General features: G+C 64.2%; 17 protein-coding genes. 6 read left to right on the forward strand and 11 right to left on the reverse strand.

Annotated features, from left to right (window positions below; all coding sequences use genetic code 11):
- Positions 1–3 precede the first annotated feature (3 nt).
- The 4 genes from EGM97_RS05165 to EGM97_RS05180 are packed head-to-tail and all read left to right on the forward strand — an operon-like array spanning position 4 to position 3,608.
- On the forward strand, positions 4–1,311 hold the full coding sequence (locus EGM97_RS05165; RefSeq protein WP_477788779.1) for a nitrous oxide reductase family maturation protein NosD: 1,308 nt from the start codon (positions 4–6) through the stop codon (positions 1,309–1,311).
- Complete coding sequence (locus EGM97_RS05170; protein WP_238962891.1) at positions 1,308–2,225, forward strand: ABC transporter ATP-binding protein; 918 nt, start codon at positions 1,308–1,310, stop codon at positions 2,223–2,225. The genes EGM97_RS05165 and EGM97_RS05170 overlap by 4 nt, the downstream gene beginning before the upstream one ends.
- A complete protein-coding gene (locus tag EGM97_RS05175; protein WP_238962892.1) occupies positions 2,222–3,052 on the forward strand; it encodes an ABC transporter permease in 831 nt (276 codons plus the stop codon). The genes EGM97_RS05170 and EGM97_RS05175 overlap by 4 nt, the downstream gene beginning before the upstream one ends.
- A gap of 28 nt (positions 3,053–3,080) precedes the next feature.
- A complete protein-coding gene (locus EGM97_RS05180; protein WP_238962893.1) occupies positions 3,081–3,608 on the forward strand; it encodes a nitrous oxide reductase accessory protein NosL in 528 nt (175 codons plus the stop codon).
- Between the two features lie 71 nt (positions 3,609–3,679).
- On the opposite strand, the gene EGM97_RS05185 is transcribed toward EGM97_RS05180, so the two are convergent.
- The 11 genes from EGM97_RS05185 to EGM97_RS05235 all read right to left on the reverse strand — a co-directional run bounded on the left by EGM97_RS05185 (position 3,680) and on the right by EGM97_RS05235 (position 12,905).
- On the reverse strand, positions 3,680–5,176 hold the full coding sequence (locus EGM97_RS05185) for a nitrite reductase (protein WP_238962894.1): 1,497 nt from the start codon (positions 5,174–5,176) through the stop codon (positions 3,680–3,682).
- Positions 5,173–6,012 (reverse strand): uroporphyrinogen-III C-methyltransferase, encoded by an 840-nt coding sequence (cobA, locus tag EGM97_RS05190; protein WP_238962895.1) that lies wholly within the window; start codon positions 6,010–6,012, stop codon positions 5,173–5,175. The genes EGM97_RS05185 and cobA overlap by 4 nt, the downstream gene beginning before the upstream one ends.
- Positions 6,013–6,049: 37 nt before the next feature.
- Positions 6,050–7,231: a heme d1 biosynthesis radical SAM protein NirJ gene (nirJ, locus tag EGM97_RS05195; protein ID WP_238962896.1), complete on the reverse strand. Its 1,182-nt coding sequence runs from the start codon at positions 7,229–7,231 to the stop codon at positions 6,050–6,052.
- Between the two features lie 23 nt (positions 7,232–7,254).
- Positions 7,255–7,791 carry a siroheme decarboxylase subunit beta gene (ahbB, locus tag EGM97_RS05200; RefSeq protein WP_238962897.1) on the reverse strand — a complete coding sequence of 179 codons (537 nt, stop codon included), beginning with the start codon at positions 7,789–7,791 and terminating at the stop codon, positions 7,255–7,257.
- The gene (locus EGM97_RS05205) at positions 7,766–8,209 is read right to left on the reverse strand and encodes an Lrp/AsnC family transcriptional regulator (protein ID WP_238962898.1); all 444 of its coding nucleotides are present in this window, start codon (positions 8,207–8,209) and stop codon (positions 7,766–7,768) included. Before EGM97_RS05205 ends, ahbB (EGM97_RS05200) begins: the two co-directional genes overlap by 26 nt.
- Positions 8,202–8,714 (reverse strand): siroheme decarboxylase subunit beta, encoded by a 513-nt coding sequence (gene ahbB, locus EGM97_RS05210; protein WP_238962899.1) that lies wholly within the window; start codon positions 8,712–8,714, stop codon positions 8,202–8,204. Before ahbB (EGM97_RS05210) ends, EGM97_RS05205 begins: the two co-directional genes overlap by 8 nt.
- On the reverse strand, positions 8,707–9,168 hold the full coding sequence (locus EGM97_RS05215) for an Lrp/AsnC family transcriptional regulator (protein WP_238962900.1): 462 nt from the start codon (positions 9,166–9,168) through the stop codon (positions 8,707–8,709). Before EGM97_RS05215 ends, ahbB (EGM97_RS05210) begins: the two co-directional genes overlap by 8 nt.
- 2 nt (positions 9,169–9,170) lie before the next feature.
- Entirely contained in the window at positions 9,171–10,349 is a 1,179-nt protein-coding gene (locus EGM97_RS05220) for a cytochrome D1 domain-containing protein (RefSeq protein ID WP_238962901.1), read from the reverse strand.
- A complete protein-coding gene (locus tag EGM97_RS05225) occupies positions 10,346–10,675 on the reverse strand; it encodes a c-type cytochrome (protein ID WP_238962902.1) in 330 nt (109 codons plus the stop codon). The genes EGM97_RS05220 and EGM97_RS05225 overlap by 4 nt, the downstream gene beginning before the upstream one ends.
- Positions 10,676–10,889: 214 nt before the next feature.
- Entirely contained in the window at positions 10,890–11,201 is a 312-nt protein-coding gene (locus EGM97_RS05230; protein WP_238962903.1) for a c-type cytochrome, read from the reverse strand.
- Positions 11,202–11,225: 24 nt separating this feature from the next.
- Entirely contained in the window at positions 11,226–12,905 is a 1,680-nt protein-coding gene (locus EGM97_RS05235) for a cytochrome D1 domain-containing protein (RefSeq protein ID WP_477788780.1), read from the reverse strand.
- Between the two features lie 198 nt (positions 12,906–13,103).
- On the opposite strand from EGM97_RS05235, the gene EGM97_RS05240 reads away from it, so the two are divergent.
- Positions 13,104–13,907, forward strand: coding sequence for a CbbQ/NirQ/NorQ/GpvN family protein (locus EGM97_RS05240; protein WP_238962904.1), 804 nt, complete (start codon positions 13,104–13,106; stop codon positions 13,905–13,907).
- A complete protein-coding gene (locus tag EGM97_RS05245; protein WP_238962905.1) occupies positions 13,891–14,478 on the forward strand; it encodes a cytochrome c oxidase subunit 3 family protein in 588 nt (195 codons plus the stop codon). The genes EGM97_RS05240 and EGM97_RS05245 overlap by 17 nt, the downstream gene beginning before the upstream one ends.
- Positions 14,479–14,489 lie beyond the last annotated feature (11 nt).

Consider the following 14,489-nt stretch of genomic DNA (forward strand, 5'->3'; position numbering starts at 1 on the left):
GACATGCGGCGATTTGCAAGCGACGCTCGGCAACCGGTCATTGCGCTGGTGCTCTGGCTGGCGTCCGGTGGCGTGCTCGCGGCGCCACAGCCGATCACTGACCTGCCTTTGCAGGCCGCCGGCGAGCTGCATTGGCGCTTGCCTGCCGGCCAGTACCTGGGCTCGTTCAGTGTCGATCAACCGATGACACTCACTTGTGAACCGGGTGCGGTGTTCCGGGGGCAGGGCGAGGGTAATGGCCTGACTATCCGGGCCCCGGATGTTCAAGTCCAGGACTGTACGTTCCTGGATTGGGGACATGACCTGACGGCCATGAATGCCGCCGTGTTCATCCAGCCTGCCGCACGAGGCGCGGTGATCAAGGGGAACCGGATGCAGGGCCAGGGCTTCGGCATCTGGGTCGACGGGGCTCGGGACGTCAGCCTGATCGACAACCTCATCCAGGGCGACCCGGGCCTGCGCTCCCAGGATCGTGGCAACGGTATTCATCTGTATGCGGTCCACGGCGCCCGGGTCATCGGCAACCAGATACGCGAAACCCGCGACGGTATTTACATCGACACCTCCAGCGGCAACCTGCTTCAGGGCAACACGCTGGAAGATCTGCGCTACGGCGTGCATTACATGTTCGCCAACGATAACCGCCTGTTGGGCAATACCACCCGGCGAACCCGTACCGGGTACGCCTTGATGCAAAGCCGCCAACTGACGGTGATCGGCAACCGCTCCGAACAGGACCAGAACTACGGGATCCTGATGAACTACATCACTTATTCGACCCTGCGCGACAACGTCGTCAGCGACGTACGCGACGGGTCCACCGGCGACACCATGATCACCGGCGCCGAGGGCAAGGGGCTGTTCATCTACAACTCCTTGTTCAACCGCATCGAAGGCAATCGCTTCGAGCGCAGTGCCCTGGGCATCCATCTGACCGCCGGTTCGGAGGACAACCGCATCGCCGGCAATGTCTTTGCCGGCAACCAGCGCCAAGTCAAGTACGTCGCCACGCGCTTGCAGGAATGGTCGGCGGATGGGCGCGGCAATTATTGGAGCGATTACCTCGGCTGGGATCGCAATGGCGATGGCCTGGGCGACGTGCCCTATGAACCCAACGACAACGTCGACCGCCTGCTGTGGCGCTACCCGCAGGTACGGCTGTTGATGAACAGTCCGGGGATCGAGCTGCTGCGTTGGGTTCAGCGGGCGTTCCCGGTGATGAAATCCCCAGGGGTAACCGATCGCCATCCGTTGATGGAGCCACCGGTCCTCGCCCCACTACGCAACAGGGCTTCGGAGGACGCATCTTGAACGTCGTCGAGATCGAAGGCGTGAGCCAGCACTACGGCGATGCCACCGTATTGCATGAATTGGACCTGGACCTGGCCCAGGGCGAGGTGCTTGGCCTGTTCGGCCACAACGGCGCGGGCAAGACCACCACCATGAAGCTGATACTCGGTTTGCTGCGGGCCAGTGAAGGCCGGGTGCGGGTGTTCGGCCGTGAGCCCAGCGACTCGACGGTGCGCCGGATGCTCGGTTACCTGCCGGAGAACGTCATGTTCTACCCGCAGTTGAGCGGCCTGGAAACCTTGCAGCATTTCGCCCGGCTCAAAGGGGCTGCGCCGGCACAGGTCGAGCGCTTGCTGGAAGAGGTCGGGCTGGCGGAGGCGGCGCGACGCAGGGTGCGGACCTACTCCAAGGGCATGCGCCAACGGTTGGGGCTGGCCCAGGCGCTGCTCGGCCAACCGCGCCTGTTGTTGCTGGACGAACCCACGGTGGGCCTGGACCCCATCGCCACCCAGGATCTCTACCAGATGCTCGACCGCCTGCGCTGGCAGGGCACCAGCATCATTCTTTGCTCCCACGTCCTGCCGGGTGTCGAGGCTCACATCAACCGTGCCGCCATCCTGACCCGAGGGCGCCTGCTGGCCCTGGGGAGCCTGGATCGGTTGCGTCGGGAGGCGGGGCTGCCGACGCTGATCCGCGCATCGGGCGTCACACGGGCCAGCCAACTGCAAGAGCACTGGCGCAGTGAAGGGCATCTGGCCCAGGGCTGGGGCGCCCAAGGCTTGCAGGTGTCCGCGCCGGACGGCAGCAAGCTGGCCTTGCTGCGCCAGTTGCTGGCGCAACACAACCCGACGGACGTCGAGGTCAAGCCGCCGTCCCTCGAGGACTTGTACCGGCATTACATGAACGGCGCGGCAACCGGGGAGACCTGTCAATGAACCCGATCTGGAACATGGCCCGCAAGGAACTCAGCGATGGCTTGCGCAACCGTTGGCTGTTGGCGATCAGTCTATTGTTCGCCGTGCTGGCAATCGGTATCGCGTGGCTGGGCGCGGCGGCGTCCGGTCAACTGGGGTTCACCTCGGTGCCGGCGACCGTGGCGAGCCTGGCGAGCCTGGCGACTTTCCTGATGCCCTTGATCGCCTTGCTGCTGGCGTATGACGCGATTGTCGGTGAGGACGAGAGCGGGACCTTGCTGCTGTTACTGACCTATCCGTTGAGTCGCGGCCAGTTGCTGCTGGGCAAGTTTGTCGGCCATGGCCTTATCCTGGCCCTGGCGACGGCGATCGGCTTCGGCTGCGCGATGCTGGCCATCGCCCTGTTGGTCGATGATGTCGAGTTGAGCCTGCTGCTCTGGGCCTTCGGCCGCTTCATGCTGTCGAGCACGCTGCTGGGCTGGGTGTTCCTGGGACTGGCCTATGTGCTGAGCAGTGTTTCGGCGGAAAAATCCACCGCCGCCGGCCTGGCGCTGGGCGTGTGGTTCTTCTTCGTGCTGGTGTTCGATTTGGTGCTGTTGGCATTGCTGGTGCTGAGCGAGGGCCGCTTCAGGCCGGACCTGTTGCCGTGGCTGCTGTTGTTCAACCCTGCCGATGTGTACCGGTTGATCAATCTGTCGGGATTCGACGCCGCCTCCAGCGGTGCCTCGGTCATGGCGCTGGGCAGCGACTTGCCGGTGTCGGGTCTGGTGCTCTGGCTTTGTCTTGGATTGTGGATGGTGGTGCCGTTGTGGTTGGCCTACCGATTATTCAACCGCCGGTGCCCGTGATTTCCGATGGGTAAGGGAGCATGCAACGATGAATAAGGTGTCTTTTAGGGCGAGTCGTTTCCTGGCCGCAATGTGGGTGTGCCTGGCGATGCTGGGATGTGAAAAGGTTTCCTCATCCTCGGGGACCGAAGCGGCCCTGGCGTTTCACCCCAATGACGAGTGCCACGTGTGCGGCATGGTAATCACTGATTTTCCCGGGCCGAAGGGGGCTGCGGTGGGGGCGGACGGCGTGAAGAAATTTTGCTCGCCAGCGGAAATGCTCGGTTGGTGGCTGCAGCCGGAGAACCATCGGGCCGACGTCAAGCTGTATGTCCACGACATGGGCCGCAGCCACTGGAACGCACCGGATGACGCCCATTTGATCGATGCGCGAACCGCCTGGTTCGTCGTTGGCAGCGGCCTCAAAGGCGCCATGGGCGTGGTGCTGGCCTCGTTCTCCGATGCTCAGGCGGCCCGCAAACTTGTCAGCGATACCGGCGGCCGGGTGCTGCGTCTGGAAGAGATTGACCAGAAGGTACTTGGACAGGCTTCGGCCATGTCGTCGATGAGCCACTGACCGGGCCCTTCCTGGATCAATGCAAGCTTGCCCACCGCCATCGCGGGCAAGCCTTGTCCTTGCGGTGTGTGTCAGTGGGACGTGCCTTCGGCGAATTCGATCTTGTTGCCGACGTTGTACTTGCCCGATGGTTTGTTCATGGGCAGGCGCTTGATTTCCTCCAGTGTCTGGCTGTCGTAGACAATCAGCGCTCCGTCGGTATCCCAGATGCTCAGCAGCAGGTGGCGGCCGTCGCGGGTGAACTCGACATGGGCGGCGGTTTTGCCAGGCATGGGGCGCAGGGTGCGGGCGATTTCCAGGGTCTGTTTGTCGATCAAGTGAATGGCATCGTTGCCAGGGGCGAAGAACACGTCGGTCCAGGCGTAGCGGGAGTTGGCGTGGCTACGCAGGAAGAAGCCCGGCCCGAGGGTAGGGATCTGCTTGATGACTTTCCAGGTATCGAAGTCGATCACCGACACCAGTCCCTTGCTGATGTTGGGCGTGGCGAACAGCCAATGCCCATCGCGCTTCCAATAGGTTCCCGAACCCAGGTGCGGCATGCCCGGCAGGGCGATGTCGGTCACGACATGGCCGTTATCGAGGTCGATGACCTGGCCACCCTGGGCCTTGCGTGACGTGGCGAGCAACTGGCGATAATCGGGCGAGAAGGAAAAGTCATCCAGGTAGTCCTGGACTTCTATACGCCTCGGTACGAAATCCGGGTTCGGCCCGGTGGACAGCTCCCAGACCTCCTTCACATCCTTGAGGGCCACGATGAAGCTGTCGCGCGGCGGGGCGGTGTACACCGCGCTGACACGGGAGGCCTGGCCATCGCCGCCGAGGGTCTCGATGGTCTTGACCAGCGAAAGGTCGCGGGCGTCCAGCACAGCGAGGTTGCCGGGCAGGTAATTGCCCACCAGCACCCAGCGCCCGTCCTTGCTGACGGCCAGGTTGCGGGTGTTGAGTCCGGCACGTACCTCGGCGATCAGCTTGAGGTTGTGCAGGTCATACAGGCTGACCCAGCCGTCCCGGGAGGCCAGGTAGACGAAGCGCCCGTCGGGAGAAAACTTGGGCCCGCCATGCACCGCGAAGTGCGAGGCGAAGCGGGCCAGCACTTCGAAACGGTCCCCATCGACGACATCGACATGATGGTCGCCGGCTTCCACTACGACGAACAGGTTCAGCGGGTCGGCCTTGTGCTGGGGCGTGTTCGGCAAGCTGGCGAGATCCGCCAGCAGGCGGTGGCTGTGGCGGATATCGTCTTCGTTCCAGGTGGGCTCGACGGCAGGCGGGCGTTGGAGGTAGTGGGTCAGACTGTCCATCTGCGCCGCGTCCAGCACGGCGCCGAATGCCGCCATCTGGCTCGCCGGGCGGCCTTTTTCGATCACCTGGCGGATCTCGTCGGGTTTGATCCGGCTCAGGCTCTGGGGCAATAGCGCCGGTCCGGCGCCGCCGATGCGATTCACGCCATGGCATTGTTGGCAATATTGCTGGTAAGTGCGTTCGGCCAAGGCCATGTCCGGGACGCTCGCTTCGTTGCCATGGGCTGTGCCAATCCACAGCAAGGGGGCCAGCCAGCAGCGGATCATCGCGCCACCTTCGAGAGCGGCAATTGAGCTCGCGGCGGGTGCAGGCACGCCGGATGATGCAGCGGCTGGTGGGCGAACAACCCGACCACCTGACCGATCACCGTCAGCGTGGGCAGGCCGTCGCAGCCCTCCAGCGCCATGTCCGGTAACTGCGCCAGGGTCCCGCGCAGCACCTGCTGGTCGGGACGGGTGCCGTTGCAGATCAGTGCCGCCGGGGTGTCCGCCGCCAGTCCGGCGGCCATCAGCCGTGTGGCAATGGTGCCCAGGTTCGACAGCCCCATGTAGAACACCAGCGTCTGGCTGTCGTCCGCGAGGCTTTGCCAGGGCAGGTTCAAATCGCCCTCGCGTTGCAGGTGCCCGGTGATGAAGCGACAGGAGTTGACCAGGTCGCGGTGCGTCAGCGGGATACCGGCGTAGGCACTGCACCCGGCCGCGGCGGTGATGCCGGGCACCACCTGGCAATCGATGCCACGGGCCAGGAGGTATTCCAGTTCTTCGGCGCCGCGTCCGAAGATGAACGGGTCGCCACCCTTGAGCCGCACGACCCGTTGCCCCTGGTCGGCGAGATCGGCCAGCAGTTCGTTGATCTGCGGCTGTGGCAGGCTGTGGCAACCGGCGGCCTTGCCCACGTAGTGCCGGGCACAGGTCAGCGGAACCAGGCCGAGCAGTTGCGGGCTGATCAAGCGGTCATAGACCACCGCGTCGGCCTGCATCAACAGGCTCCAGGCGCGCAGGGTCAACAGGCCGGGATCACCGGGGCCGGCGCCGACCAGGGCCACTTCCCCGGGTCTGAAGGGCGATTGCAGGGCTGCGGGCAGAACGATGGGGGCAGGCATTGGGACTTCCTTGGTTCGGTAGCGGGTTCGCCGTCGGTTATCGGGCGCAGGGCATCGCAACGCTGGGGATCGCGTGCAGGCCGATTTCTTCATCAAGCAGGTGGCAGCCGGGGTCCTGGCCCCACAGGTCTCCCTCGGCCCAGGCGCGGGTGCGGGTGTTGCCGTTGCAGATCGCCAGCCAGCGGCACTGTCCACAGCGTCCCCCCACGGTTCGAGGGTGCTCGCGCAGTTTCATCAGCAGGGCATCGGAGCGCTCGAACCAGAGGGTGCGAAACGGCGTGCGCCGTACGTTGCCCACCGAGTGCTGCCACCAATACGTATCGGGATGGACCTCGCCGGTATTGTCGATATTGGCGATGCCGCAACCCGAGGCGTTGCCACCCCAGGCCCGCAGCATCTGCTCCAGGGCACCGACGTGTTGGGGCTGGTGGCGGGCGACCCATTGCAGCAGCAGGATCGCATCGGCGTCGTTGTTGCCGCTGACGAAGTCGCTGTCGCGCCCTTGCTGGATGTCGTCCCAGGCTCGCTGGAAAATCAGCGTCATGGCCTCGCGGCTCATCTGCTGATGGGCGTCGAGCTTGCGACTGCGTTTGCCCCGGCCGCTGTAATTGAGGTGCGACAGGTAGAATTTCTGCACATCGTATTCGCGCATCAAGGCCAGCAGCTGGGGCAGCTGGGCATGGTTCTGTTGGGTGAGGGTAGTGCGCAGGCCGACCCGGATCCCGTGCTCGCGGCACAGTCTGATGGCGGCCATGGAGCGGGCAAAACTGCCCTTGAGCTGGCGGAACGCATCATGGGTCGCCTCCAGGCCATCGATGCTGATGCCGACATAGTCGAACTGCGCGGCGTGGATCAGCCCGATGTTGTCCGGGGTGATCAGCGTGCCGTTGGTGGACAGGGCAACGAAGAACCCCTTGTCGCGGGCATAGGCGCTGAGCTGGAACAGGTCCTCGCGCAGCAGGGGTTCGCCGCCGGACAGGATCAGCACCCGCACGCCGGCGTCATGCAGCGAATCGATCACCTTGAGCGCCGCCGCTGTGTCCAGCTCGTCGCGGAACACGCTGTCAGCCGACGTGGCGTAGCAATGTTTGCAGGTGAGGTTGCAACGTCGCAGCAGGTTCCAGATCACCACCGGCGCCCGCAGGCTGCCCGGGGACGCGACACGCGGGGCGGGGCAATGACCTGCCAGGGCGCGCAGGTAGTGGCTGATCCTCAACATAAACGCTCCTTGTCCTCATGGGGTTAGCGCACGCCGGGTGGCAGGCGCAGGCCGGTCTTTTTCAGGATGCGGCTGCTCACCAGCATGTCGTCGGCTTCGCAAGCGTCGCCCAGCAGGTAACGCAAATGGTCGCGGTAGCGGTCGATTTCTTCACGGCTGCGGCCGTGCACCATGGCGAACAGGTTGTAGCGCCATCCGGGCCGACGCGGGCGGCGATAACAATGGCTGACGAAGGGTTGCGCCCCCAACAGCGCGCCGAGGCGTGGCATGTCGGTATCGGACACATCCCAGACCGTCATGCCGTTGTGGCGATAGCCCAGGCGGTAATGGTTGGGGACGGCGGCGATGCGGCGAATGGCGCCTTCGGCCTGCAACTGCTTGAGCAGTTCGAGGGTCGCCTCCACGTTCAGCCCCAATTGTTCCGCGAGCCAGGCCCAGGGGTCTTCCACCAGGGGCAGGCCGGCCTGGGTCAGCTCCACCAGTCGCCGCGCCGCGGGTGTCTCGTCCAGGCGCGTGGACGTTTGCAGCGCCCCATCAGACCGGGAAGTACAGGCCGACATGGTAGGTTTCCTCCTTGGGCAGGTTCAGCGGCACCAGGCCGGTAAGGCGTTCGATGCGCAGCAGGGTGTCGGTAATCGCCTGTTCGCTGGTGCAGGCGAGCACGAACCACATGTTCCAAGTGTGTTCGCGACGGTAGTTGTGTGCCACTTCGGGCATGTCCGCGAGCAGCTCGGCGATGGTGTCGAAGCGCGGTTCGGGCACTGCCAGCGCCGCCAGGGTGAAGGCGCCGCCCAGGCGATCGATGTCGAACATCGGGCCGAAGCGGGTGAGCACGCCGTCGTTGAGCAGCTCGTGCAGGCGGTCGAGCAGCTCGGTACTGCTGCTACCCAGTTCATGGGCCAAGGCCCGCCAGGGATGACGCACCAGCGGCAGGCCCAGTTGCAGGCGGTTGATCAGTTGGCGGTCCAGCTCATCCATGGAGAACGGCTCCAGCCGGTGCGGCGAAGCGTCCGCCGCATTGCTTGAACAGATGGGAGCTGAACAGCAGCTCGTGGGGGAGGTCGTCCAGCAGATGGTGTTCGAGCAGGGCCTGCACCTGGGCCTCCACGCGATCGCGCTGGCGGCCATGGATCATGCAGAACAGGTTGTATTGCCATTGGGGCAGGCGTCGCGGTCGCTGGTAGCAAAGGCTGATCCCCGGCGCTTGTCCAAGACGTCGCCCCACTTCATCGACCAAGGCGTCCGGTACATCCAGTACCAGCATGGCGTTGGCAGCGAAACCCAGGGCCCGGTGGTTGACCACCAGGCCGACGCGACGGAACAGACCTTGGTCATGCCATTGCTGCACCTGGTCGAGCACCTGTTGTTCGCTCGCGTCGATTTGCCCGGCCAGGTCGTGGAACGGGCGCGGCGTCAGGGGCAGGCCCGTCTCCAGCAGGTGACGCAGGGCCAGGGCTTGTTGCTCATTCAAGGCGTTATTCATGGGGAGCCTCCAGTGGGAAACCCAGATCAATGCGGTAAGCGGTCAGCATGGGCAGGTCCAGGGGCGTGAGGCCGGTGTCTTTTTCCAGCTCCTGGAGGATATTGTCCAGGTGGGCGCGGTTGGGACCGGTCAGGACGAACCACAGGTTGTAGCGATGTTCCCGTGCATAGTTGTGATTGACTTCGGGGTACTGGCTGACACGGTGTGCCACGTGATGCAAACGTTCGGCGGGCACCGCCAGGGCCGCCAGGGTGCTGGCGCCGGCCCGGGTATGTTCGAACACCGGGCCCACCCTCGACAGGCTGCCGGCCAGTTGCAGGTGTTGCAGGCATTCGAGCACTTGGGCCTGGGTACAACCCAGGGCGTCGGCCATGGCCCGGTAAGGTTCGGCGCACAACGGCAGGCCGTGCTGGAAGCGATCGATCAGGCGGCGGGCGAGCGAGGCGCTGGACATCTTCAATACCCCGGTTTATGCGCACGGCTGCTGAAGAAAATGCCGCTGGGGTTGAGGGCGGGCAGGGCGCCCAGGCGCTCGACCCGGTACGGATCCCAGACCTGTACCTCGCTACCATCGCGAACCGACAGCCAGACCTGGTCGCCCCGTGCGGTGAACTCCATGTGCAGCACCGCGGGTCCCGGTTTCAGGTCGGCGACGATGGCGTGGGTCTGGGTGTCGATGACCTGGACGCGGTCGTTGTCCGGGTAGGCGAAGTTGACCCACACCTGACGGCCATCCGGCCTGGCCGTGACAAACACCGGCTGGCCGGCGACGGCAATGGCGTCGACCGGTTGCCAGTTGCGGGCACTCATCACCAACACCTGGTGATGACCGATGGCGGGAACGAAAGCTTGCTGGTCGGCCAGGGCCCAACCTTCCAGGTGAGGCATCTTGTACACCGGCAGTCGGGCCTCGCCACGTCCGTAATGCCCAAGCACGCGTTTCACGCCCCGTTCCGGATGCCAGAGATCGAGTTGCGCCATGCCGTCCTCACCGAACAGCCCGGCCATGTAATAGCGGCCGTCCGGGGTGATCAACGCGTCATAGGGTTGCTGGCCGATGGCGGTGAAACGCTCGATGCGCGGCGTTGGGCCCTGGCTGAAGTCGGCGGTCCAGATTTCGCCGGTGTCGAACAGGCTGAACACGAAACGTTGTCCCGGTGCGTCCACCAGACCCACCACCCGGGAACGCTTGTGACCGTCAGGCAAGGGGGTGGCGGGAATATCGGCGATTTGCTCCAGGGTCTGGGCATCGAACACCTTGACGCCGCCGGGTTCGTAGTTGGAAACGGCGATCAGCTTGCCATCCTGGCTGATCGCGCCGCCGATGCTGTTGCCGCCCTGGATAATCCGGCGCTCGATGCGCGCGGTCAGCAGGTCGACCTTGTTCAACCCACCATCGCGGCCGAACACATAGGCGTAGCGTTGGTCGCGGGAGAACACCACCGAAGCGTGGGACAGGTCCCCCAGCCCGTCGACGCGGGCAAGGGCAGTGCGGGTGTCGCTCTCGATGATTTGCACGCTGCCGGTGGCGCGTTCCACCACCACGCCCAGGTCGCCGCTGCCGCGCAACGGGGTCTGGGTGCAGCCGCAGAGCAACAGGGCGATGGCGGTCGAGGTCAGTAAGGCGCGGATCATGAGGCTGGTTTTCCTTGCAGAAGCCGGTCCACCAGCCAGCGGATGTCGTCGGGGCCCAACAGGGCTGCCCAGCCGGGCATGGCGCTACCGGGGCGTCCCAGGGTGACGGTGGCGATGAGACTGTCGCGGGATTTGCCGGCCAGCGCCTGCGGTGTCAGCGACGGGCCGAGGCCGCCGGTCAGGTACAGGCCGTGGCAGGCGCCGCAGTCCTGGTCCAGCAAATGCTGGAGTTGAGCCTGGCGCTGGCTGTCGGGCGCGGCCAGCACCGAGGTGCAGAAGAGCAGGAGTAGGGCGCCGATCCGGTGGGCAGAGCTGTGTCGTTCCATGACGCCTCCTGATTGAGATTTTCGCGCCTCTTCAGAAAGAAGCTTTGTCTGTGAAATGGCATTATCTGTGGCGAGGGGATTTATCCCCGCTGGGTTGCGTAGCAGCCCCAAAACCTGACAGCTCGGTAGTCAGACAAACCGCGTCAACCTGCCGAGGGGCTGCTTTGCAGCCCAGCGGGGATAAATCCCCTCGCCACAGGGTTTTGTGCCTGGGTTATTTGAGGCTCAACACCCACGCCGCCAATACCTTGGCTTCCTCTTCCGTCACCGGGTTGGCCGGCATCGGCATCGGGCCCCAATTACCTTGGGTGCCTTCCTTGATGTGCTTGGCAAGCACGTCCTGTGCCCCGGGGACATTGGCGTTTTTCGCCGCGACATCCTTGAGCGCCGGGCCTACCACCTTGGTGTCAATGGAGTGGCAGGCCGCGCAGGGTTTGCTCTTGAACAGCGTCGGTCCGTCTTCGGCCAGGGCCGGTTGCAGGCTGGAGACAGCGGTCAAGGCCAGTGCGATCAGAATAGGCTTCATGGTTTTTCCTCTTATTGATGGAGCTCAATAGATGTCGTGTTGGGTGTTGTAGACGTTGAATTTGCCGGTCGGGGTGATCAGGCGCTTGTCCTTGATCACATCCTTGACCTTGAGGGTCTTGTCGTCGATCACCACCAGCGCCGATTCGTCTTCCTGACCACTCCAGACCGAGAACCAGACCTCATCGCCGGCCTTGTTGTATTCCGGCTGCACTACGCGCAGCGCGCCTTTCTTGATGCCCGCATACTCGGCAATCGGCAGCACGGTATAGCCGGCGTCGAGCTTGTCGATGTTGAACACCGCCACCGATTGGCTGAGCTTGGCATCGGGGCTGAGGGTGGTGTCGACGTACAGGTGGCGTGACTGCGGATGGGTCTTGATGAACAGCGAACCGCCGCCCTGGCCCTGGAGCGAGCCCACCTGTTTCCAGGCGTATTGCGGGTGCTTGACCGGGTCGGTGCCAATCAGCGAAACCCCGGCGTCGCCCAGGTGGCTGGTGGCCCAGACCGGTCCGTAGAGTGGGTGATTGAAGTTGGCGCCGCGTCCCGGATGCGGGGTCTTGCCGACGTCCACCAGGGCAGTGAGCTTGCGCTCCTTGGAGTCGATCACCGCGACCTTGTTGGAGTTGTTCGCCGCCGTCATGAAGTAGCGGTGGCTGCTGTCCCAACCGCCGTCATGGAGGAACGGCGCCGCGTCGATGCTGGTGATGGTGAGGTTCTTGATGTCCTGGTAGTTGACCAGCATCACCTTGCCGGTTTCCTTGACGTTGACGATGAACTCCGGCCATTCGTGGGACGCGATGATGGCGGCGACCCGTGGTTCAGGGTGGTACTGCTGGGTGTCGACGGTCATGCCGCGGGTGGACACGATCTGCCTGGGCTCCAGGGTCTCGCCATCCATGATGGTGAACTGCGGCGGCCAGTAGGAGCCGGCAATGGCGTATTTGTCTTCATAGCCCTTGAACTTGGAGGTCTCCACCGAGCGGGCTTCGATGCCCACCTTGATCTCCGCGACCTTGGTCGGTTCTTTCGGCCACAGGTCGATCATGTCGATCTTGGCGTCGCGACCGATGACCAGCAGGTAGCGTCCCGAGGCCGAGATGCGGGAAATGTGCACTGCATAACCGGTGTCGATCAGCTTGACGATCTTCTTGCTGTCGCCGTCGATCAGCGCGATCTTGCCATCGTCACGCAGCGTCACCGAGAACAGGTTTTGCAGGTTCAGGGAGTTGAGTTGCTTGCTCGGCCGGTCCTCCGGCTTGACCAGCACTTTCCAGGTCTTGAGGGTTTCGGCCATGCCCCATTCCGGTGGCGTCGGCGGGGTGTGCTGGATGAACTTGGCCATGACCGTGATCTGGTCCTTGGTCAGGGCATTGGAGGTGCCCCAGTTCGGCATGCCGGCGGCCGAGCCGTAGGTGATCAGCGCTTCCAGATAGGCCTGGCCGCGCGCCTGAGTGATGTCGGGCGTCAATGGCTTGCCGGTTGCGCCCTTGCGCAGCACGCCGTGACAGCCGGCGCAGCGCTGGAAGTAGATTTCCTTGGCCGCGTCGAAATCGGCCTGGCTCAGGTCCGGCGCGCCTTCGGTCTTGACCATGCGGGGCTGTTCCGGGGCGGCGGGTTGGTCGGCGAAGGCGTGGGGTGCAGCCAGCGCGGTACACAGCGCCGTGACACTCAAGACCCACGATTTTTTGTGGCTGATCAGCATTCCATTTCTCCTCAGGCATGACCCGCGCTGCGCTGTAATGGAGGTTCGGCGCGCAGGTTCCGGGTGCGATGCAAGGCTATTCCCTGGTCGCTGGTAACCCGCTTGACGTCGATCAAGTTTGCCCGCCGAGCGCCTTGCCAGGTTGTCGCAGGGCACCGTAGCGTGAGCGGCAATCGTATTGCTCGCGAAGGTCATTCAATGAACCCAAGTCTTTCTCTCCAGCAGCCGGACGAACCCTTCTACCAGCCCCAGGACAACGAGCCGGCGCTGTTCGAGCAGGCCTGGCGCCACGGCATGCCGGTGCTGATCAAAGGCCCGACGGGCTGCGGGAAAACCCGTTTTGTCCAACACATGGCTCACCGCCTGAAGCTGCCGCTGTACACCGTGGCGTGCCACGATGACCTGAGCGCCGCCGACCTGGTCGGTCGGCACCTGATCGGTGCCCAGGGCACCTGGTGGCAGGACGGGCCATTGACCCGGGCGGTGCGCGAGGGCGGTATCTGTTATCTGGATGAAGTGGTCGAAGCGCGTCAGGACACGGCGGTGGTATTGCACCCGCTGGCGGACGACCGTCGTCAGCTGTATCTGGAGCGCACCGGCGAAGTGCTCCAGGCGCCACCGTCCTTCATGTTGGTGGTGTCCTATAACCCCGGTTATCAGAACCTGCTCAAAGGCATGAAACCCAGCACCCGCCAACGTTTCGTGGCGATGCGCTTCGACTATCCGGCGGCGGCCGATGAAGAACGTATCGTGGCTCGCGAGGCCAACGTGGACATGGCCCTGGCGGCCCAGGTGGTACGGCTCGGACAGGCGCTGCGTCGGCTCGATCAGCATGACCTGGAGGAAGTCGCTTCCACTCGCTTGCTGATCTTCGCGGCGCGCATGATCGGCGCCGGCATGGATCCGCGCCAGGCCTGCCTGGCGTGCCTGGCCGAGCCCTTGAGTGACGACCCGCAGACGGTTGCTGCGTTGATGGATGTGGTCGATGTCCACTTCGGCTGACACCACGATCGATACCCGGCGACATCTGCCGGGTGACCTGGCGATGTGGTTTTTCATCCTCGCCGAGCTGTCGGTGTTCGCCTTGCTGATGCTGGCGTTCACGGTTGCCCAGGCATTGTATCCGCAGACCTTCAGCGAAGGCCGGCAGTGGCTGGACCGCTCCACTGGCCTGGCGATGACCCTCAGCCTGCTGACCGCCGGGTTGTTCGCGGCGCTGGCCCAGGAACAGGTGCGCCTGGACCGACCTCGCCGGGGTGCGTTGTGCTTGTGCCTGGCGCTGCTGTCGGCCAGTGGCTATGTCGCCATCAAGCTCACGGAGTATGCCCACCTCTCGGCCAGCGGCCTGGGCCTGGAACACAGCACCTTCTTCACCTTGTACTGGATTCTCACGGCGTTCCATTTCCTGCATGTGCTGCTGGGCATGGTGATCCTGGGCTGGCTGGCCGAGGGTTGCCGTCGACGTCGCTACGGGCCCCAGCGGTGCAGTGGGCTGGAGTCCGGCGTGTTGTATTGGCACATGGTGGATCTGGTGTGGGTGGTGCTGTTTCCGCTGGTCTACATCCTCGATTGAGTGAGTTCAAC

It is taken from the genome of Pseudomonas sp. AF32 (genome assembly GCF_022342325.2).
Lineage (GTDB): Bacteria > Pseudomonadota > Gammaproteobacteria > Pseudomonadales > Pseudomonadaceae > Aquipseudomonas > Aquipseudomonas uvaldensis.

What these genes read in the sequence shown, in the direction of transcription:
- EGM97_RS05240 (WP_238962904.1), top strand. Translation starts at nt 13,104, where the DNA reads ATGAACCCAAGTCTTTCTCTCCAGCAGCCGGACGAACCCTTCTACCAG.
- EGM97_RS05235 (WP_477788780.1), bottom strand. Translation starts at nt 12,905, where the DNA reads ATGCTGATCAGCCACAAAAAATCGTGGGTCTTGAGTGTCACGGCGCTG.
- EGM97_RS05230 (WP_238962903.1), bottom strand. Translation starts at nt 11,201, where the DNA reads ATGAAGCCTATTCTGATCGCACTGGCCTTGACCGCTGTCTCCAGCCTG.
- EGM97_RS05215 (WP_238962900.1), bottom strand. Translation starts at nt 9,168, where the DNA reads ATGTCCAGCGCCTCGCTCGCCCGCCGCCTGATCGATCGCTTCCAGCAC.
- EGM97_RS05180 (WP_238962893.1), top strand. Translation starts at nt 3,081, where the DNA reads ATGAATAAGGTGTCTTTTAGGGCGAGTCGTTTCCTGGCCGCAATGTGG.
- EGM97_RS05185 (WP_238962894.1), bottom strand. Translation starts at nt 5,176, where the DNA reads ATGATCCGCTGCTGGCTGGCCCCCTTGCTGTGGATTGGCACAGCCCAT.
- EGM97_RS05245 (WP_238962905.1), top strand. Translation starts at nt 13,891, where the DNA reads ATGTCCACTTCGGCTGACACCACGATCGATACCCGGCGACATCTGCCG.
- ahbB (WP_238962897.1), bottom strand. Translation starts at nt 7,791, where the DNA reads ATGTCGGCCTGTACTTCCCGGTCTGATGGGGCGCTGCAAACGTCCACG.
- EGM97_RS05205 (WP_238962898.1), bottom strand. Translation starts at nt 8,209, where the DNA reads ATGGATGAGCTGGACCGCCAACTGATCAACCGCCTGCAACTGGGCCTG.
- EGM97_RS05165 (WP_477788779.1), top strand. Translation starts at nt 4, where the DNA reads ATGCGGCGATTTGCAAGCGACGCTCGGCAACCGGTCATTGCGCTGGTG.
- EGM97_RS05175 (WP_238962892.1), top strand. Translation starts at nt 2,222, where the DNA reads ATGAACCCGATCTGGAACATGGCCCGCAAGGAACTCAGCGATGGCTTG.
- ahbB (WP_238962899.1), bottom strand. Translation starts at nt 8,714, where the DNA reads ATGAATAACGCCTTGAATGAGCAACAAGCCCTGGCCCTGCGTCACCTG.
- nirJ (WP_238962896.1), bottom strand. Translation starts at nt 7,231, where the DNA reads ATGTTGAGGATCAGCCACTACCTGCGCGCCCTGGCAGGTCATTGCCCC.
- cobA (WP_238962895.1), bottom strand. Translation starts at nt 6,012, where the DNA reads ATGCCTGCCCCCATCGTTCTGCCCGCAGCCCTGCAATCGCCCTTCAGA.
- EGM97_RS05225 (WP_238962902.1), bottom strand. Translation starts at nt 10,675, where the DNA reads ATGGAACGACACAGCTCTGCCCACCGGATCGGCGCCCTACTCCTGCTC.
- EGM97_RS05220 (WP_238962901.1), bottom strand. Translation starts at nt 10,349, where the DNA reads ATGATCCGCGCCTTACTGACCTCGACCGCCATCGCCCTGTTGCTCTGC.